We start from the raw sequence: 21,364 nt of genomic DNA, 5'->3' as shown, positions 1-21,364 counted from the left end.
AGCTGGGACAAGCGACATCCTTGTCGCTTGAGAAAATCTACAAGCGGCAGGGAAGCCGCTTGTCCCGTTTCAAATATTACTTCATCATATTCAGTGCGCAACCCGCCTTAAACCAATCAATTTGTTCCTGATTATAGGTGTGGTTTGCGGCAAAGCTATCTTCGCTTCCGTCGGTATGATGCAATTTTATCGTCAATGGCTTGCCCGGTGCGAATTCGGTCAGGCCGAGAATGTCGATCGTGTCGGTTTCTTTTACTTGGTCGTAGTCGGCAGCATTGGCAAATGTCAGCGCCAGCATCCCCTGTTTCTTCAGGTTTGTTTCGTGGATGCGGGCAAACGATTTGCTAAGGATCGCTTTGACTCCTAAGAAACGGGGCTCCATGGCGGCATGTTCGCGCGAAGAGCCTTCTCCGTAATTGTCTTCGGCAACTACTATTGACGAAATACCTTTGCTTTTCAGCGTTTTTGCCACTTGCGATACTTTTCCGTACGAACCGTCAAGCGGATTGAGTACTTCGTTGGTTTTTTCGTTAAAGGCGTTGACGGCTCCCATCAGCAGGTTGTCGGAAATGTTTTCGAGGTGACCGCGGAATCGCAGCCATTCTCCGGCCATTGAAATATGATCCGTAGTGCATTTGCCTTGTGTCTTTATCAATAATGCCAATCCTTTGTAATCGTTGCCATCCCACGGCGCAAATGGTTGCAATTTTTGCAGACGCTGTGAGTCAGGAGCAATTTTTACTTCGATAGAAGAACCATCTGCAGATGGCTGCAAACAGCCCGATTCGGCCTGTGCAAAGCCCTGTTGCGGAAGTTCATCTCCTTCTGGTTCCTGTAATTTGATCGCTTTGCCGTCCTTGTTGAAAATGGTGTCGGTCAATGGATTGAATGTCAGTCGACCGGCAAGAGTCAAAGCCGTAACCAGATTGGGCGATGTTACAAAGTGATAGGTGTTCGGGTTGCCATCTGCGCGTTTCGCAAAGTTGCGGTTGAACGACGAAACAATGGAGTTCAGCGCCTGAGGATCGTCGGTTTGACGTTTCCACTGACCGATGCAGGGGCCGCAAGCGTTGGCCATAATCAGGCCCCCGAATTGTTCGAACGGAGCTAACAAACCATCCCGCTCTGCCGTGGCACGCACTTTTTCCGATCCCGGAGAAAGGATGAATTTGGCCTTCGTTTCAATATTATTTTCGTTGGCTTGACGGGCAATGGATGCCGCTTTGGCCAAATCTTCGTACGATGAGTTGGTGCAGGAACCTATCAGTCCGACCTCGACCGTTTCGGGATAATTCTTTTCCTTGACGATCTTCACGAACTCGGAAATCGGATGGGCAGCATCGGGAGTGAACGGGCCGTTGATATACGGTTCCAGTTCGTCGAGATTGATCTCGATTACCCGGTCGTAATATTTTTCGGGAGCGGCAATAGCTTCTGCGTCGGCCTGCAAATCGGCCGCTACGGCAGCAGCTTGCTCCGCAATGTCAGCACGTCCGGTAGCTTTCAGATAATAAGCTGTCTTTTCGTCGAACGGGAAGATGGAGGTGGTAGCGCCCACTTCAGCACCCATGTTACAGATGGTTGCTTTTCCTGTTGCGGATAGAGAAGAAACGCCTTCGCCGAAATATTCGATAATGGCATTGGTACCTCCTTTTACGGTCAGGATTCCGGCCAGTTTCAGAATTACATCCTTGGGTGAAGTCCATCCATTCATGCGACCGGAGAGTTTTACCCCGATCAGTTTCGGCATCTTCAGTTCCCAGGGCATGCCTACCATCACATCGACGGCGTCGGCACCACCCACGCCGATGGCTACCATGCTCAATCCGCCAGCGTTAGGGGTGTGAGAGTCGGTACCTACCATCATTCCGCCGGGGAATGCATAATTTTCGAGGACAACCTGATGGATGATGCCAGCACCGGGCTTCCAGAAGTCAATGCCATATTTTTGGGAAACGGAGAGCAAAAAATCGTATACCTCTTTGTTGGTCACATTGGCCGAATGGAGGTCGTCTGAAGCTCCCACTTTGGCCGTAACCAGATGGTCGCAATGCACCGACGACGGAACGGCAGTCTTGCTTTTGCCGGCATTCATAAACTGGAGCAATGCCATTTGAGCGGTTGCATCCTGCATGGCTACCCGATCGGGCGCAAAATAGGCATAGTCTGAACCTCTTTGGTATGCTTTTGTCTCTTTGGAGTCAAAGAGGTGAACGTATAATATTTTTTCGGCCAATGTCAAAGGACGGTTCAGATGTGAACGTACTTCGGCAAGCCGTTTTTGATATGCGGAATAAAAATTTTGGGGTAGAATGTTGTTTTGCATAAGCGGTAGGTTTTAGTTCCGGAAGGGCTTCCGGACGGCAGAAAAACACTCTGATACAGAAAGTAGCTTTATATGAGCCGATCGGGACGACCGGGAGAGCTCATATAAATGGTAAGCAGGTATCAGGAACCACCTTCTACTGATAACCTGGTATCTGCTTACCGAAATATGCTGAGAGGGAAGTAGATCAAGCCTTCAAGAATTCGTCGATACTTTCGGCAGTGTCACGACCCGAAGCGATGGCACGTACAACCAGAGATGCGCCCAGAGCGGCATCACCGGAAGCAAACACTTTGTTTACGGATGTTTGGTGTGAACCGTCAACCGCAACGTTTTTGCGTTCGTTCAGTTCTACGCCTAATTCCTGCAACAAACCTTCGTAGAGCGGATGAACAAATCCCATAGAAAGGAATACCAAATCAGCTTTGATGGTTTCAACTTTTCCGGTACGTTTCAAATTCATACGACCGTTTTCGTCTTTCGTCCATTCTACTTCTTCTACTTCAACACCGGTTACCTGTCCGTTTTCGCTGAGGAAACGCAGTGTGTCAAGGTTCCAGCGGCGTTCGCAACCTTCCATGTGCGACGATGATGTTTTCAAAACCATCGGGTAGAGCGGCCACGGTGTCTCAGGATTTGAACCAACCGGAGGTTTGGGCATAATTTCGATCTGTGTGATCTTTTCTGCTTTTTGACGAACAGATGTTCCAACACAGTCGGATCCAGTATCACCACCACCGATTACCAGTACATGTTTACCTTTAGCGTTGATTCTTTCTGCATCAGGAATTTGTACTCCGGCAATGACACGGTTTTGTTGTTGTAAAAATTCAAGAGCAAAATAAACACCTTTGGATTCACGACCCGGAACTTTCAGATCACGCGGAACGCCGGCGCCGATTGCTACACAAACGGCATCGTATTCTTTCAGGATTTCTTTTGTCGTAATATCGACACCGATATTGACAGATGTCTTAAATTCAACGCCTTCGGTTTTCATCAGGTCAATACGGCGATCGACTACTGATTTGTGCAGTTTGAAATCAGGAATACCAAGACGGAGAAGACCTCCGATGGTTTCGTCTTTTTCAAACACGGTTACAGTATGACCTTTGCGGTTGAGTCGGTTAGCACAAGCCAGACCGGCAGGGCCTGATCCGATTACCGCAATTTTTTTGCCTGTGCGTTGTTTCGGAATGATAGGATTGATCAACCCTTCGATAAATACTCTTTCCGCAACAGCAGCTTCGTTTTCACGAATGGTGACAGGCTGTTCGTGCAACTTCAAAACGCATGATTTTTCGCAGGGAGCAGGACATATACGACCTGTGAATTCCGGAAAGTCATTGGTGGAAGTCAGTACTTTATATGATTGTAACCATTTTCCTTTATAGGCAAGATCCTGCCATTCAGGCTGCTTGTTACCCAGCGGACAAGCCCAGTGGCAGAAGGGCACGCCGCAATCCATACAGCGTGATGCCTGTAACTTGCGATCTTCAATGTTGAGAGTTTGTTCAACTTCGGAAAAATCGCATACCCGTTCGTCAACAGGCCGATAGCCGGCCTCTTTACGATCGATACTCATGAAAGCTTTTGGGTTTCCCATTATCTTATTTTCAATTTACTATTTACAATTTCTTTTTTCCGTCTGACATAAGAGAAGAAACGATTTTTTCGTCTCTCCTCCTTTTTCTCAAACCATTAATAATCACGTTCTACACTTGCAATCTTAGCTTCAAGCGCTGCAAGACGTTGTGCATGAAGAACTTTTTTGTATTCGATAGGCATTACCTTGATAAACTGGTCAACGTAGTTGTCCCAATCGGCAAGCATTTCTTTAGCAACAGTACTGCCGGTATAGCGGGCATGCGCTTCGATAAGATCGTATAGTTCTTTGTTGTCAACAGCTTCTTCAACCAGCGACAGTTCTACCATTTCCATGTTACAGAAGTAGTCGAAATTGCCGTCTTTGTTCCAAACGTAAGCAATACCGCCACTCATACCGGCTGCAAAGTTACGTCCTACTGTTCCCAGAACTACGGTACGGCCACCTGTCATATATTCACAGCAGTGGTCACCGGCACCTTCAACAACCGCGATGGCTCCACTGTTTCTTACACAGAAGCGTTCGCCTACCTGGCCGCTGATATACACTTCACCGGTAGTAGCACCATAAAGCAGCGTGTTGCCGGCGATAATGTTTTCGTTCGATTTGAAGGTAGTTCCAACAGGAGGTACAACTACAATTCTACCACCTGACAAACCTTTACCAAGGTAGTCATTAGCATCTCCTTCGAGGCGGAAAGTAATGCCCGGAACAAGGAATGCTCCGAAGCTTTGTCCTGCCGAACCGTTGAAGGTAATATTGATAGTCCCTTCCGGTAAGCCTTCTTCTCCGTGTAATTCAGTAGCTTTACCAGCCAACATGGCACCAACAGCACGGTCGGTATTGTCGATCTTGTAGTTCAGCTGAACTGGCATTTTCGATTCGAGAGCCGGTTTACAAACCTTAATCAATTTCAGATCAAGGATTTCGTCTATTTTATGATCTTGTTCTACTGCCTTACGTGTAGCATTTGTTTTTGCTTCTTCGGGGCGATAGAGGATTTTTGATAAATCAATTTTGCTCAGTTTAGAACCTGCCGGATATTGTTTCGGGACGAGAAGATCGGAACGTCCGATAATGTCGTCCAGTTTGGTGTATCCGAGTTCAGCCAGGCATTCACGAACTTCTTCTGCCAAGAAGTTGAAGAAGTTAACGAGGTATTCATAGCGACCTACGAAATGCTTGCGCATTTTTTCGTCCTGAGTAGCTACACCCATCGGACAGGTATTGAGGTGACACTTACGCATCAACACGCAACCCAACACGATCAGGGCACTGGTAGCAAAACCATATTCTTCAGCACCGAGCAGGGCCATGGTTACAATGTCGTGTCCGGTTTTCACCTGACCATCGGATTGCAGTCTTACTTTGCCACGGAGGTTGTTCAGAACCAAGACCTGTTGAGTTTCAGCCAAACCTAATTCAGCGGGAAGACCGGCATGACGGATGGAGCTCATCGGGCTCGCACCAGTACCACCTTCGCAACCGCTGATTAGTACCATGTCGGCTTTCGCTTTCACAACACCGGCAGCAATTGTCCCAACACCGGTTTCAGATACCAGTTTCACACTGATACGCGCTTTCGGATTTACATTCTTCAGGTCGAAGATGAGCTGAGCCAAGTCTTCGATTGAGTAAATATCGTGGTGAGGCGGAGGTGAAATCAACGAGATGCCTGGTATAGAGTGACGGGTTTTTGCAATCATCTCGTCAACTTTGAAGCCCGGTAACTGGCCACCTTCACCCGGTTTTGCACCCTGAGCGATTTTGATCTGAATTTCGTCAGCGTTAACCAGATAGTGTGTTGTTACGCCGAAACGTCCCGAAGCAACCTGTTTGATGGCACTTCGCGCAGAAGTACCGTCAGGTCTTGGTTTGTAACGTTCGGGATCTTCACCACCTTCACCGGTATTACTCTTACCGCCCACTTTGTTCATTGCCATTGCCATAGCTTCGTGAGCTTCGCGGCTGATAGAGCCGTATGACATAGCACCTGTTACAAAGCGTTTGGTGATTTCACTTGCCGGTTCAACCAACGAAATGTCGATCGGGTTTTTCTTGAACTCCATCATGTCGCGGAGGAAGATCGGATGTTCTTTCTCGTTAACGAATTTGGAATATTCTTTGAACTTCTTGTAGCTGCCCAAACGGGTTGCCAACTGAAGTTTTGAAATCGTTTCCGGATTCCATGCGTGTTGTTCGCCTGTAACGCGATAAGCGTAGTTGCCGTAGTTGTCAAGCAAATCGTTGACTACATCGCTTTCAAATCCATTCTTGTGAGATTTAAGAATGTCACTGGCAATATCACTAAGGCCAGCTCCCTCAATTTTCGAAGACATTCCTCTGAAATATTTTTCAAGGAGGTCGTTTGAAAGACCGATTGCTTCAAAGATTTTGGCGCCGTTGTAACTCTTGATAGTTGAAATACCCATTTTCGACATCACTTTGAGCAATCCTTTGTGGATAGCTTTCAGAAAATGCTTTTCGGCAGTTGCAAAGTCAAGTTGGATCTCTTTGCGAATTACGAGGTCATTCAGAACCGCAAAAGCCATGTATGGGTTCACTCCACTTGCTCCGAAGCCAACCAGCAATGCGATGTGCATTGTTTCGTAAGCTTCAGCTGTTTCAACGATCAACGCGATCTGTGCGCGTTTGCATTTGTCGTTGAGGTAATGATGAACAGCTGAAAGTGCCAGCAGAGAAGGAATAGGAGCCTTTTCTGCAGAAACGCCACGGTCGCTCAGGATTACGTAATTGATACCTTCGTCAACAGCCTGTTCTGCCTGTTTACAAAGACTATCGATAGCTTCTTCCATGCCTTTGGTGCCGGCTGCGGCATCAAACAACATCGGCAGACGCTTGGTTGTAAATCCTTTATATTTTAGATTGCATAAAATGTCCAGTTCGGTGTTGGTCAATACGGGAACCGGGAGGCGAACAACCTTGCAGTGTTCTGCCGACGGTTTCAGAATGTTGCCTCCGATGGAACCGATATAGTTCGTGGTTGACATTACCAGCTCTTCACGAATCGGGTCGATAGGAGGGTTGGTTACCTGAGCAAACTGCTGACGGAAGTAGTTGAACAAACGCTGTGGCTGATCAGACATTACTGCCAATGGAATGTCGCTACCCATCGAACCGGTAGGTTCAACGCCGGTAACACCCAGTGGTTGGATAATGCGTTCGATATCCTCGCGGTTATACCCGAAGACGCGCAACATTGTTTCGTAGTTGTCAACGGTATTTTTTACAGTTCTACCGGATGACAATTTGCTCAAAATTACACGGTTCTTTTCGAGCCATGTTTTATACGGATGTTCGTTGGCCAGTTCTTCCTTGATTTCGGCATCGTATTTAACGGTACCGGTTTCGGTATCCACCATCAGGATTTTACCCGGACGAAGACGACCTTTTTCTTTGATTTGAGACGCATCGATCGTTAATACTCCGGTTTCGGAAGCAACTACCATCACATCGTCTTTGGTGATGAGGTAACGGGTAGGACGCAAACCGTTTCTGTCGAGCGTACCGCAAGCGTAACGACCATCGGAAACCAGCAAAGTTGCAGGGCCATCCCACGGTTCCATGAAGATACTGTGGTATTCGTAGAATGCTTTCAGTTCCGGAGAAATCGGGTTTTTGTCGTTGAAACTTTCGGGAACCATCATGGCGAGGGCGTGAGGAATGCTCATTCCGCTCATTACGAAAAATTCCAGTGCGTTGTCAAGCGATGCAGAATCGCTCATGCCCGGTTGAATCAGCGGCTCGAGGTTTTCCATCGTGCCGAGTTCTTCGGGATTGAGAACGCTCTTGCGAGATTCCATCCAGCTGCGGTTACCACGGATGGTATTGATTTCACCGTTGTGACCCAACATGCGGAATGGCTGAGCCAAAGCCCACGTTGGGAAGGTGTTGGTGGAAAAACGTGAGTGAACCAATGCCAGAGCACTGGTGAAATATGGGTTTGTCAGGTCAGGAAAGTAACTTCTCAATTGAATGGAAGATAACATCCCTTTATAAATAATCTTTTGAGTGGAAAGGCTCACGATATAGCACTGTCCTTTGTCCTGAATATTGGAGCCAAGAATTGCGTTTTCGATTTTCTTTCTAACAATATACAGTTTTCTTTCCAATGCAAGCTGGTCGTTTCCTCCGGTGATGAACAGCTGTTTTACATCGGGTTCTGCTGCAAGAGCAACTTCTCCCAATACTTCGCTGTCAACAGGAACGTTACGGATGTGGGTCAATGTAAGCCCTTCTTTTTCAATTTCTTTCTTGATGATTGAAAGAAAAATTTCCTGATCGGATTCGTTTTTCGGAAGAAAAAATAATCCTGTTCCATACTTGCCTTTTTCCGGAACAGGAATTCCCTGCAGAAGAATAAATTCGTGAGGAATCTGCACTAAAATTCCGGCTCCGTCTCCGGTTTTGTTATCTGCACCTTCAGCTCCGCGGTGCATCATGTGCTCAAGCACTTGCAATCCGTTTTCAACGATATCATGCGATTTGCCGCCCTTGATATTCACCACTAAGCCTACTCCACATCCGTCTTTTTCATTTTCAGGATGGTACAAGCCTTGGGGCTGTGGAAAGTTCGGATAGTTCATTCTTTGTTGTTCCATTTTGATTTTTGGCTTTGCATTATTGTCGTGTAACTATGCCAATGCTGTGTTTTTTTAAGATTGACATGACAATACGTTACAGATTATTCTTTTTTCGGGTACAAATGTCCGAATTTTTTACGTGATGTCAAAATTTTTGACGTGAAAACATGTGATTTTATGCAAAAAAAATGACTTTTGTGAATAAATATACAGCAAAAAGAACAGCTTATACTTAAATTGTAATCCTGTTCAGTACTGTGAAAACAAAGATTACGAAAGAAATTCTGATAATTAAAAACAAAATATATGCTTTAAAAAGGAAAGATATTCGGTTTTTATGTATACCCGAATGCTTCGTGCTATCTCGATTTTTTCAGCGGCCTTTTCAGCGATATTAATTGATTTCAAAGATAGCAAATCTCCCCTTGTTTTTTTATTCAAAGAGACTCCTAATTCGATCCAGAAGTGGTATGTGGGCGCATATTGTGGATTGTAACGACAGTTGGCGGAAATGAAAAAAGGGAGATGTTACCGGTCATCTCCCTCCTTGCTTGTAAGAAAACTGCAACTATCAATATCTGCCAGGCAATTCAACAACGCTTCGGTATAATACTCATCATCTCTTGTGTCGGATAACAACCGGGCAAACACTACCATTATATTCTTTAACGAACATGTTTTTTACATGAATAACCGAATAGCATGTTTTAAAAGCTATTGGTAAACAAGCGAATTAGCTTGTTGTGCGAACTTTGATTCCTTTATAATAACGAGTTATAAAGGTACAACCGTGAAAATCCAAAGTCAATTTTATGCAGTTAAAGATACTCAAAGGATTTTATCCGGCTTTGTTTGGTTGAAACAGGTGTTTTATTCAAAAGGTGTTGCCGGTCCCATCATTCTTTGGCATCTTTGCACTCTCTAAACGGAATGCGAATGAATCTTTTTTTATCTCTTGAAAATGCTCTGCCCCGAATCCCGGGAGCCTCTTTTAGTACTCCTATCAACTGGCAGGTTCAAAGTGGAGAAATTTGGGCTGTTGCCGGTGAAAATGGAAGTGGAAAGTCTCTGCTTGCCGAACTTATAACCGGACAATATGGATTAAATAAGGGTGATATAACCTATCATTTTTTGGAAGTGCTGCAGCAGGATAGCCCGGATAAAATGCTTCATGCCTGGGATTTTATAAAATTGGTAAGTTTCAATTCTACCTATTCCATTGTTGATTTTCGACCGATGTATTATCAGCAGCGCTTCAACAGTACAGAGTATGAAGATTCGCCGTATGTGAGAGATTTGTTGATGGGCGATGGTTCAAAACATCCGGTAACAGACGAAATTGTAGAGGCGTTAAACATCGCGAAGCTGCTTGACCGGAAGCTGATTCAACTGTCGAGCGGGGAGCTGAGAAAATTGCTGATCGCGAAGATAATGGCGATCAATCCCCGTATGCTGATTTTTGATAATCCGTTTATCGGTCTGGATGTCGCCTCCCGAAACCAGTTGAATGATCTGTTTGTGCGGATGAATATGCAGGGTATTCAACTTATGTTTCTTGTGCCGTCACCAGTCGATTTGCCCGATTGCACGGAGCGGGTCCTTGTAATGGATCAATGCCGCGTGGCTTCTGTTATGAGTGCTTCAGAATTCAGGGCAATGCATCAACAAAAGCAAGAGCGTGCATCTGAAATTTGTATCGACTGGGCTAAATTTCCAGCTCCTGCAGATCAACCGGAGGCTTGTGAGAATGTCGTTAAAATGGAGGATGTAGAAATTTCCTATGGTAAGCAGATTATTCGTCAGGGAGTGAACTGGACAATACGAAAAGGTGAGAAATGGGCATTACTGGGGCCTAACGGTTCGGGTAAGTCGACGCTTCTGAGCTATATTTTTGCCGATAATCCGCAGGCTTATTCAAAAAAGCTTACATTGTTCGACCGTCGCCGTGGAACCGGAGAAAGTATATGGGAAATCAAAGCGCGTATTGGTTTTACCTCTTCGGAAATGCATCTCTACTACAGAGAAAATGTTCCATGCTTGTCGGTAGTCGCTTCGGGGTTCTTTGATAGTGTGGGGCTGTTTCGTAAATGTTCGGAATCGCAGTTGGAAATTGCCCAGCAAATGCTTGCTTTGCTCGAATGTGAACATCTCAAAGAAAAGCCGTTTCTTAAAATATCCTCGGGGGAACAGCGACTGGTGCTTTTTGCCCGTTCGCTAGTGAAGAATCCCGAATTGCTGATTTTGGATGAGCCATTTCACGGCCTTGATGCAGCCAAAAAGCAACTGTGCCGTCGGGTGGTGGAGAGCTTTTGCGAACAACCGGACAAGTCGCTTATTTATGTTACCCACCGCAGAGAAGAGATTCCGGCTTGCGTGGATAATTATATGGAACTAGGGTGATTCTCAGTGTTATCTGTTCCGTTTAATTTTTTGCATTTGCATTTGAAGTACAGCGAAAGTGATAATGCTGGCAATTAAATCGCTGGTTGGACCAGCCGCCCAAATGCCGTATAACCCGAACAGGCGCGGTAGAATGAATAGTGCCGGAATCATTACGAGTACCTGCCGCAGTAACGAAAGAAAGATGGCTGTTTTTGCCATTCCTACCGACTGAAAAAAGCTGGAGGTCACAATCTGAAAACCAACAATGGGGAATATCGCCATGTTGATCCGAAGGGCATGTGCTGCGATGTCAATCAATTGTGGATTGGAGGTGAATGCTCTGGCAATGGAATGCGGAATCAGTTGAGCAATGATGAATCCGATTGTGGTGGTGGTTGTTCCTGCAATTACCGTTAGTTTGTAGACATGCAGCATCCTGTCGTAAAGCTTTGCTCCGAAATTATATCCTGCAATCGGCTGCATAGCCATGTTGAACCCGAATACTACCATTATAAATAGCATTAGGATACGGTTGGTAATGCCGAAGGCTCCAACTGCCATATCACCACCGTATGACATGAAGCTTTTGTTCATGATGATAACAATGACACAAGAACATAAGTTGAGAAGGAAGGGGGACATGCCGATGGAGAATATGTCACCGATAATCTTCTTTTTAAGTGCAAAATAGCCTTTCCTGAAATGAATATAGTTTTTCGGGTTGATGTAATGTGTCAATACCCAGCAACATCCGGTTATCTGAGCAACAACTGTGGCTGTAGCGGCACCCCGAATGCCCCAGTGGAAAATGAAAATGAATATTGGAGCCAATGCCAGATTGACACCGACCGTGAGCAGCGACATGAGCATTGCTTTTTTCGGATAGCCTGAGGCGCGGATGATATTGTTCAGACCGATAAACATGTGGTTGAAGACATTACCGGCCAGAATTATCTGCATGAAACTGCGGGCATAGGGAAGAGTCTGGTCGCTGGCGCCGAAGAGTCGCAGGATAGGGTCGAGAAATAGGAGCATTGAAATGGCAAACGTCAGTCCTACCGTCAGGTTCATCACAAATGCATTACCCAGAATGCGGATCGCTCCGTCTCTGTCTTTTCTTCCCAGATAAATCGAAACCATAGTTGATGCTCCGGCTCCAACCAGTGACCCGAAGGCTGCTCCGAGGTTCATAAACGGAAACGTGATGGCCAGCCCGGCGATCGCCATCGGACCAACTCCCTGTCCGATGAAAATGCTGTCTATTATATTGTAAATGGAAGTGACCGACATTGCAACTATTGCCGGAACAGAATACTCTATAAGTAACTTCTTTATGCGTTCCGTGCCCAGTTGGTTTGGCGCTCCTTTGTCGTTTTGATGCATTATAACTTCGTTTTGATAGCCGGAAAATAGGATTTTCTACCGACAGCCTGCGATTTCCTGCTTTTTTTGCCTTAAAATTTCTGCAAAGTTAATGACTATTCTCTCTATTTAAAGCAGAAGGGAGAGATGTCTGTATGTTGTTTGGTTTTGTTTGAAACAGTTGCAAGTGAAACAATATCAACTGTTTGAGATGAATTTGCTGAAGATTAATTTGCCCATTAAATATGAAAATGTGCCATAAATAATTTGATATTGCACAAACGATGAAAAAATGTGTAATTTTGTCGGCGGAAAAATTAATTAATTTTTAATTTAAGATAGGGGTTCAACTTTAATTAGCTCTCTTATCTTCTTTAATCTGTAAATAATGACAATTAAAAAAACATGTTTTCTTCTGTTGCTGACTTTGGCAACAAGTCCGGTTTTTGCCGGAGGATTACTTACCAATACAAATCAGAGCGTACATTTCTTACGCAATCCGGCCAGAGATGCATCTACCGAAATTGATGCCGTTTACACCAACCCTGCAGGTTTGTCTCTCCTTACAGATGGTTTTCATTTGTCGCTGACTAACCAGAGTGTTTTTCAGACACGTGAAATTACCTCTACTTTTGCCCCATTTGCAGCTAACAACAACGGAAGTCCGACTAAAACATACAAGGGAGAGGCTTCGCCTCCGGTTATTCCAAGTTTTCAGTTGGCGTATAAAAAAGACCGTTTTGTGATTTCTGCTGGTTTTGCTATATCCGGTGGCGGTGGCAAGGCAACCTTCAATCATGGCCTAGCTTCTTTTGAAGCTCCCATCTCAATGATTCCGGTCTCGTTGACGGCAAAGGGTGTCAATACAACCGCCTATTCGGTAGATGAGTTTATGGAAGGCCGTCAGTTTATCTTCGGGTTCCAGTTGAACGGGACGTATAAAATCAACGATATGTTTTCCGGCGCTCTCGGGATGCGCCTGAATATTGTAAATAACGCATATCAGGGTCATTTGCGTAGCATTCAGATCAATCCGGTACATCCTACATTGAATCCTACCGGTGCAACGATTTCTGCCAATACGTTTTTCTCCAATGCGGCGACTGCGGCTCAGGGTGCATCCAATTCGTTGGCGCCTATTATTGCTGCCGGATATGGTTCTTCCACGATGGCTCAGTTGGTAAGTGCTGGTGTACTTACTTCGGCTCAGGTTACACAGTTGAGCACAGGTTTGGGGCAGAATGTGAGCTCGTTGCAGGCATCACAGGTCCAGGGTGCATATAATACCGCAGCCGCAACTTACACCGCCAGTGCGAAGGCTACTGCCGATAAAGAACTGGACTGTACGCAAACGGGTTGGGGTGTGACTCCAATCATTGGCCTGAATTATCATTATGCAGGTTTGAATATCGGTGCAAAATACGAATTCATCACCAAACTGAATATTCAGAACAATACCATCGTTGATGATACCGGTCTGTTTGCCGATGGGGTGAATACTCCGAGTGATATTCCTGCTTATTTTGCTGTGGGTGCTGAATACCAGTTGTGCAAAAAATGGAAAGTGTCGGGTGGCTATCACCATTTCTTCGATTCGGATGCCAAAATGGCCAACGACAAACAAAAGTTTATCAACGGAGGTGTGAATGAATTTTTGTTCGGTTCTGAATATCAAATTAGCGACATGTTTCTGGTAAGCGCTGGTGGTCAGATCACCCGTACAGGTGTCACAGATAATTATCAGAGCGATATGAGTTTCAGTCTGAGTTCGTATTCAGTTGGTTTTGGTGGTGCAATTAATGTTTCTCCGAAAATGAGATTAAACCTTGCCTACTTCTTTACCAATTACAATAAATGGACAAAGACTTCGTCAAACTATAACGGAACAAATCTGGCCGGAACTGACGTCTTTTACCGTACCAATAAAGTGTTTGGCATCGGATTGGATTATAAATTCTGATTTTTTTATTTTTCGTGATATATAAGTAAGTGAAGGCATGGTCTCGTGATGAGGCTATGCCTTTCGTTTTTGGAGCGGGATGCCTATCTTTGCAGCCAATTAACAAAAATACGATTGAAATTCCTATGATGAATTATTCCATACGTCCGGCTCAGGAAGCCGATTTTCCCGCTATTTTAAGCATCATCAAAGAGCTGGCTTTGTTTGAAAAAGCCCCTGAAAAGGTAACTAATTCCGTTGAGCAGATGCTCGAAGAGAAAGATTGTTTCCGCTGTTTTGTGGCAGTGAACGATCAAAACGAAGTATTGGCTATTTCGCTCTATTTCTTTGCCTACTATACCTGGGTGGGCAAGTCGCTTTACCTCGATGATCTTTACGTACGCGAACCTTTCCGCAAACAGGGAATTGCTTCGGCTTTGCTGAAAAAAATATTTGATGTGGCTCGCGAAGAGAACTGCAAACGGGTGCGTTGGCAGGTGCTCAATTGGAACGTGAATGCTATCAAACTCTACGAGAAATGTGGTGCCACCATCGACAACGAGTGGTCCAACTGCGACTTCGACCGCCAGGGAATTCTGGAATTCAGTCTGTAGTTGTTTGTAAGTTGTTCGCACACAGAAGACACGGATTAAACAGAAATACACGGACAAAGTTATTTCTATAACATTCTGTTATTATCCGTCTGTTCCGTGTACTCCGTGTGCTCAGATTTTAGTTCAATCCCGGAAGCGTTTGGTGATGTCGCCGAAAGCATCGATTCGGCGATCGCGGAAGAAAGGCCACATGCGGCGTACGGCTTCGGTGCGTGACAGGTCAATGTCCAGAATCAGGTTTTCCTCTTTGTCGGACGATGCCTGCGCAAGGAATTCTCCCTGCGGTCCGGCAACAAAGCTGCTGCCCCAGAACTGGATGCCATTGGTGGCGCCCGACGGATCGGCTTCGTAGCCGGTACGGTTCACTGAAATTACGTGCAATCCGTTTGCCACCGCGTGAGCTCGCTGTGAGATGATCCATGCCTCGCGTTGGCGGGCTTTCTCATCGTCGGTGTCGGTCGATTCCCATCCGATAGCAGTAGGGTAGATAAGTACGTCAGATCCGGCTAATGCCATCAGTCGCGCTCCTTCCGGGTACCACTGATCCCAGCAAACCAGTACGCCCAATTTGCCAACTGAAGTCTGGATCGGTTCAAAGCCCAAATCGCCCGGCGTGAAATAAAATTTCTCATAGTAAGCCGGATCGTCGGGAATGTGCATCTTGCGGTATTTTCCGGCAATGGAGCCGTCTTTCTCAATCACTACGGCCGTGTTGTGATGCAAGCCCGGAGCCCTTTTCTCAAACAACGAAAGCACAATGACCACGCCCAGCTCTTTTGCCAAAGCTCCGAACTCATCCGTGGAAGGTCCCGGAATAGTTTCGGCCTGATCGAAATTGGCAGGGTCTTCCACCTGGCAGAAATAGAGTCCATTGTGCAACTCCTGCAAAACGATCAACTCCGCACCCTGACGGGCACAGGTGGTGATGTTCTGTTTCAGTTTCTCGATGTTGCCGCGGGTGTCAGCGGTATTGGCTTGTTGGATAAGGGCTATTTTCATTTACGATTTTTTTTAGAACCAAGAATCAAGAACCAAGAATCAAGACTGTGGATATTCTTCATTTACATCCTCAAATCTTCACATCCTCAAATTCCCAAATCGAATTTGTTTACTTCAGCAAAGTTCGTAATTCTTCTTCGTTTATCGAAAATTCCGGATTGAATTTTTCGGAGTGCATATAATCGAGTATAGAACGATACAGCTGATTGGCTTCCGGCTTGTCGGCAATTTTACCGAGTTGCGACATGCAAATCAACAATTTCCCTTTGCCCATTTTGAATTCAAAGATAAGTCCGAATTTGTTGTTACGCTCCAGATTGTCGATCACCTGCACGATGGGGCGATAGGCTTTGCTCGTCGTGTTCAGGTTGAGCGGATTGCTGTTGCGGATAATCGACCACCATTGCCAGTTGGTGTAGAAATCGGTTGGAAAAAGATCAAACAACGGATGCATTGGATCCATCAACAAGCCCATGGTGCCCGGTGAAACCGGCTTTTTGTTCGATTCGGAAATGGATTTGAACATGCCAAAGTTCCAGAATTCGGGGTTAAATAATCCTTTGACGCTGTTGTGTGCAACGGAATCGGGCTGAGGAAATAACAGGACATTACCTCCGTTTTTTAGTAATGCCATGGTTTCCTTGTTCAATGATTCGGTGACGATGATTGCCGGATCAGCCTCGATGGTTTCAGGAGTCGGATAAAGCCAGATGGGATAGTTGTTCCTGTAGGTTGTACTGTCAATCGAGATTTCGAGATTCAGTCGTTCCGGCGTTTGCATACTGGAAAACGAGAAGCTGATCGTGCCCTGATTGCTCAATTGTCCGTTAGCGATATCGCGCTTTTTGAGTTTCCCTTCGCGCCACACTCTTCCGTTTTCTCCCACTAATTTCCAGGAAATATTGTTGTGAATGGTTTTGTCTGAATAATTGGCAACCTCTACGTTGGCAGAAAAGGTCTCCTGATCGCTCCAGCAATATTTTTCGAACGACAGCAGTGGCACGACATCGTTGCAAAAATGGCTCCACTCGTCGCGACTGATAACCTCTTTGCTGTCCATAAACGCATCCAGAATACCTACCAAAGCAGTTCCCTGTCCGGGATAGTCCTGCAGGTCGAGCAGGTGGAAGCCTGCCATGCCTTTTGTGCGCAATGCGGCTTCGATTTCAGCTCGGTAACAGAGTGCCGCTAAAGCTCCCGAAGCTTTTGTGAAAGCCTGATTTTGGTCAATCATGTCGGCTTTGGTCAGACGGTCGCGGAACTCTTCCAGATTCGCAGCGTTCAGTACACCGGTATATTTTGCAATCTCTTTGTAATCGGGATAAACCTGATATTGTCCAATCTCGTGACTGATCAGCGGTTTGGTGATATGGGTTACTCCGTAGTCGTAATTGATTTGCGTCGAAGGTGACACGGTGTTGAGGATGCCGCCATCTTTCGAATCGCAAAAAGCATGAATCAACCGGATGTGCGTCAGGATGGAATCGTGCGCAAACGGGGTGCGGGCCGCCACGTGGTAGTCTTCCTCGTCAATGGAGAGCGCATAGCCAATGTTGTTGTTCGACCCTTCCGAATAGAGTGGGCGACTATCGGATTGCTTCAAAGCCGTCAGTACTTTTTTTACCCGTTCGTGACCGCTCCATATTTCGTTGCCCATGCCGAACATCACAAACGAAGGGTGGTTGGCATAGTTTTTAAGCAGGGCGATACCTTCTTTGGTAAGCATCGTTGCTGTGCTGTCGGCATCGAGACCGCCCCAGAAAGGAAGTTCCGGTTGCAGGTAGATACCCAGATGGTCGGCGGCGGTAAAGGCAGCTTCGGGCGGGCACCAGGTGTGGAAACGATAATGGTTGATGCCGTACGATTTGGCAATGAGGAACACCCGCATCCAACCGGCTGTGTCCATGGGAGGAAATCCGGTGAGAGGAAAGACACACCCGTCGTGTTTTCCCCGTAGGAAGGTGGTTCTGCCGTTGATGGTAAATTGTGTGCCACGTGTGGCAAATTTCCGCATCCCAAAAGTTGTCGAACGGTTATCAGCTTGTTTGCCGTCACTGACCACCGCGTTGATTTTGTAAAGCGGTTGGTGATACTCGTCCCAAAGGCTGATGTCGGAAAAATTATAAGTGGCCGTCAGTGTCGAGTCAGATTTCAGCGTTAAACCGGCAGGTGGCAGAGCCTCGGTTTTCCCGTTTTCTTCTTTGGAAATAAACAGGTCGAGTGAAACATTGCCCGATTTTGGCGCACGATTCAGTTTGATTTTGCAAACTGCTTTTTTGTTTTCAATGTCGGGAGTGATTTTCAGGTCGGTGATGCGTAACGGTGCCGATGCTTCCAGACAGAAGCGCCCGATAACACCGTTCCAGTTGGTTTGGGTATCGTCACTGTACATGTGCACGCCACCATAGGGAGTTCGCTTCGCGTTGTTATCTATGCAAAGGGTAATGATGTGTCGGCCGGGAGTCAACAGGCGTGAAAGATCGTACTCCTGCGGAGACTCCAGCAGAATCGATTCTCCGGCAAATTGTCCGTCAACCCATACTTTCGTCGGCTTGGTGCGTTCCATAAACAGGCAGATCGAACGGTTTTCCCAGTTAGCCGGAATGACCACTTCCTTGCGGTACCATGCCTGGCCTTCGTACACGTAATTGCGGTTGAGGTGCATCGTGGTGCGAGTGTCATTTTTTTTGCCTTTGTGGTTGGTGTCGGTAGTGCCGGGCAACAGGATTGAATCGGCAAATGTGGGGGACAATAATTTTTGTCCGATATTCGCATTTTTCTCGTCCGGTGCAAATTGCCAACGACCCGATAGATCGATGGTTTCACGATATTGCTTGTCGGCAGCTTTGAAAGAGAACAGTGCCGGAATACACAACAAAAGAAAAACAAAAGGTTTGAGGCGGGGTGCTTTTCGGAGTGAGGTCATATCAGGTTAATATTTAAGGTTGCGTTTCAAAAGAGAGTGACGGTTTCGCTCTGAGCGAAGCCGTCACTATGAACGTCATCGATATATTCGTTTACAATACTCCTTCCGGAAACTGCATCGTCACGCAGTGTAGTGAGCCGTGTTGTTTGATCAGCGAACGGCAATCGATGCCGACAATCTCACGGTCGGGGAAGGCTGCCTGCAATTGAGCTTTTGCTATTTCATCTTTCGGTGAATCGTAGGTCGGCATCAGCACGGCTCCGTTCATGATGAGGAAATTGGCATAGGTTGCCGGCAAACGTTCCTCGTTGAACAGTACGCAATCGGCCATCGGCAGTGGAATCAGGTTGTAGGGTTTGCCTTCCATCGTGCGGAAAGCCATCAGTTCCTCTTCCATCAGGCTGAGCTCTTCGTAGTGTTCGTCGTTTTGATCGTCACACTTTACGTAGGCAATCGTGTCAGGTGAACAGAGACGAGCCAGCGTATCCACGTGACTGTCGGTGTCGTCGCCGGCCAGATAGCCGTTCTTCAGCCAGAGTATCCGTTTGGCACCAAACACCATCAGCAGATATTCTTCCAGCTCCTCTTTTGATTTATGATCGTTGCGGTTGGGCGAAAGCAGGCATTCCTCTGTGGTGAGGATGGTTCCCTCTCCGTCCGACTCGATGCTGCCGCCTTCCAACACGCATTGTAGCATATTTTGATAAGCCACCGTCGGTTGAAAGGTGTCCGAATCATAGAGTCGACGGGTGATCTGATTGTCAAAGTTGGCGGCATATTTCATGCCCCAGCCGTTGAAGGTGAAATCGTAGAGATAAGGATCGCCTTCCACCATCACCGTGATGGTGCCGTGGTCGCGTGCCCAGGTGTCGTTGGTCTCTATTTCGCGGAAAATGATCTGGCTGAAGTCGATGCCGTTGCCCAGTTGTTCGCGCACGGCTGCACTGTCGTGGCAAACGATCAGCAACTTTTCTCGTTTCACGATCTCTTTGGCTAGAGCAACGTAGCATTGGGTTACCTCTTCCAGCATGTAATTCCAGTCGGTATCCGCATGCGGCCAGGTGAGCTGAATGCCACTCTGGGGCGCCCATTCGGCGGGCAAAACTATTTGTATTTGATTCGACATAAAAAGGACTCAGTATTTAGCACACAGTATTCAGTACACAGTATTCAGTACGCAGTGATTGAAAGTCGCAATTAAATTGAATTGATAATCCGTGTTGACGAAGTTATCCGTGTCATCCGTGGACTCAGATTATTTTTACCTTGTGCGCTGCCTCTTCGGCTTTGGCGCGGGCTTCGTCGGTGTCGTTGCCAGTGGCTAACACTACTCCCATGCGGCGACCGGGTTTGCAGAGCGGTTTGCCGAAAAGACGGATCTTTGTATCGGGAACATGTACTGCTTCGGTAATATCGAACGTTGGGTTCCAGGCCTCTTCGGTAGCTTTGATGACATGTGTGGCACCGCATTGCAACAGTCGGGTATCGACCGGTAGACCGAGAATAGCCCGAACATGCAACTCGAATTCTGACATTACCTGTGTGGCCATCGTTACCATGCCGGTATCGTGCGGACGGGGAGATACTTCGCTGAAGATCACCTTGCCGTCTTTTACAAACAGTTCAACACCGAAAATGCCATAACCGCCCAGCGCGTCGGTCACTTTCAGGGCAACCTGTTCGGCCTGACGGATGGTGTCCGGCTCCATGGCGCAGGGTTGCCAGCTCTCGTGGTAGTCGCCGCTGATCTGCACGTGACCGATCGGTGCGCAGAATTTGGTGCCGAAAGCGGTGCGGACGGTAAGCAGCGTTATTTCGTAGTCGAATGTGATAAATTCTTCGATAATCACCCGGCTCCCGATGCCGCGGGCAGCTTCGTGGGCGTAGTTCCATGCCTTGTCGATATCGGCTTCGCTCTTGATGGTGCTTTGGCCCTTGCCCGACGACGACATAATGGGTTTCGTTACGCAGGGAATGCCGATCTCCTTCACGGCAGCGCGGAACTCTTCGGCGGTGTCGGCAAAGAGATAACGGGCGGTAGGCAGTTGCAGCGTTTCGGCAGCCAGACGGCGGATGCCTTCGCGGTCCATTGTGAGACGGGCAGCATGCGCTTTGGGAATTACATGAAAACCTTCGCTCTCCAGTTGTTCCAGCATCACGGTGTCGATGGCTTCGATCTCTGGCACGATCAGCGCCGGAGCTTCGCGTTCGATGACGGCACGCAGCGCCTTACCGTTCTTCATATCAATAACATGACAGCGGTGAGCCACCTGCATGGCCGGCGCATTTTCGTATGAATCTACTGCAATGGTTTCCACTCCGAGACGTTGCGCCTCGATCACCATTTCCTTACACAATTCGCCGCTTCCGAGGAAGAGCACACGGGTGGCACCCTTCTGCAGAGGCGTGCCGATTGAAAGAGTTGACATAGTTGTATTTTTATGCTACAAAAATAACCATTTTCGGTCGATGGGTAAAATTAAACCCGGAAGGTTTTCAAAACCTTCCGGGTTTAATATGGTTTCCGCAGTGGCAGACAATTTAGTTTACCACTTCCCAATAGTGGGCAGGAAGAATAGTTTGTGTATAGATAGAACGCTACTGGC

At 46.8% G+C, this 21,364-nt stretch carries 11 protein-coding genes; 3 read left to right on the top strand and 8 right to left on the bottom strand.

What is annotated here, in order from left to right; genetic code table 11:
• Window positions 1-76: 76 nt before the first annotated feature.
• The 3 genes from PJIAN_RS00850 to gltB all read right to left on the bottom strand — a co-directional run bounded on the left by PJIAN_RS00850 (window position 77) and on the right by gltB (window position 8,554).
• The gene (locus PJIAN_RS00850) at window positions 77-2,326 is read right to left on the bottom strand and encodes an aconitate hydratase (RefSeq protein WP_068701144.1); all 2,250 of its coding nucleotides are present in this window, start codon (window positions 2,324-2,326) and stop codon (window positions 77-79) included.
• Window positions 2,327-2,513: 187 nt separating this feature from the next.
• The gene (locus PJIAN_RS00845; protein ID WP_068701143.1) at window positions 2,514-3,932 is read right to left on the bottom strand and encodes a glutamate synthase subunit beta; all 1,419 of its coding nucleotides are present in this window, start codon (window positions 3,930-3,932) and stop codon (window positions 2,514-2,516) included.
• Between the two features lie 95 nt (window positions 3,933-4,027).
• The gene (gene gltB, locus PJIAN_RS00840) at window positions 4,028-8,554 is read right to left on the bottom strand and encodes a glutamate synthase large subunit (RefSeq protein ID WP_068701142.1); all 4,527 of its coding nucleotides are present in this window, start codon (window positions 8,552-8,554) and stop codon (window positions 4,028-4,030) included.
• A gap of 918 nt (window positions 8,555-9,472) precedes the next feature.
• Here gltB and PJIAN_RS00835 point away from each other — a divergent pair.
• Complete coding sequence (locus tag PJIAN_RS00835) at window positions 9,473-10,936, top strand: ATP-binding cassette domain-containing protein (RefSeq protein WP_068701141.1); 1,464 nt, start codon at window positions 9,473-9,475, stop codon at window positions 10,934-10,936.
• A 9-nt stretch (window positions 10,937-10,945) separates the two neighbouring features.
• Here the strand turns inward: PJIAN_RS00835 and PJIAN_RS00830 are convergent, their stop codons facing one another.
• A complete protein-coding gene (locus tag PJIAN_RS00830; RefSeq protein WP_068701140.1) occupies window positions 10,946-12,301 on the bottom strand; it encodes an MATE family efflux transporter in 1,356 nt (451 codons plus the stop codon).
• A 367-nt stretch (window positions 12,302-12,668) separates the two neighbouring features.
• On the opposite strand from PJIAN_RS00830, the gene PJIAN_RS00825 reads away from it, so the two are divergent.
• Together PJIAN_RS00825 and PJIAN_RS00820 are read left to right on the top strand one after the other, a co-directional pair.
• Window positions 12,669-14,240, top strand: a complete 1,572-nt coding sequence (locus tag PJIAN_RS00825; RefSeq protein WP_068701139.1) for an aromatic hydrocarbon degradation protein — start codon at window positions 12,669-12,671, stop codon at window positions 14,238-14,240.
• Window positions 14,241-14,365: 125 nt separating this feature from the next.
• A complete protein-coding gene (locus tag PJIAN_RS00820) occupies window positions 14,366-14,833 on the top strand; it encodes a GNAT family N-acetyltransferase (protein ID WP_236714353.1) in 468 nt (155 codons plus the stop codon).
• 123 nt (window positions 14,834-14,956) lie between these two features.
• On the opposite strand, the gene PJIAN_RS00815 is transcribed toward PJIAN_RS00820, so the two are convergent.
• The 4 genes from PJIAN_RS00815 to purT form a co-directional block, all read right to left on the bottom strand.
• The gene (locus PJIAN_RS00815) at window positions 14,957-15,832 is read right to left on the bottom strand and encodes a carbon-nitrogen hydrolase (RefSeq protein ID WP_068701138.1); all 876 of its coding nucleotides are present in this window, start codon (window positions 15,830-15,832) and stop codon (window positions 14,957-14,959) included.
• A 109-nt stretch (window positions 15,833-15,941) separates the two neighbouring features.
• Window positions 15,942-18,758 carry a DUF8487 domain-containing protein gene (locus PJIAN_RS00810; RefSeq protein ID WP_068701137.1) on the bottom strand — a complete coding sequence of 939 codons (2,817 nt, stop codon included), beginning with the start codon at window positions 18,756-18,758 and terminating at the stop codon, window positions 15,942-15,944.
• A 91-nt stretch (window positions 18,759-18,849) separates the two neighbouring features.
• On the bottom strand, window positions 18,850-19,884 hold the full coding sequence (locus PJIAN_RS00805) for an agmatine deiminase family protein (RefSeq protein WP_068701136.1): 1,035 nt from the start codon (window positions 19,882-19,884) through the stop codon (window positions 18,850-18,852).
• 124 nt (window positions 19,885-20,008) lie between these two features.
• Entirely contained in the window at window positions 20,009-21,187 is a 1,179-nt protein-coding gene (gene purT, locus PJIAN_RS00800) for a formate-dependent phosphoribosylglycinamide formyltransferase (RefSeq protein WP_068701135.1), read from the bottom strand.
• Between the last annotated feature and the right edge of the window lie 177 nt (window positions 21,188-21,364).

This window comes from Paludibacter jiangxiensis (assembly GCF_001618385.1).
Taxonomy (GTDB): domain Bacteria; phylum Bacteroidota; class Bacteroidia; order Bacteroidales; family Paludibacteraceae; genus Microbacter; species Microbacter jiangxiensis.
This window is presented reverse-complemented; position numbering and strand designations above follow the sequence as displayed.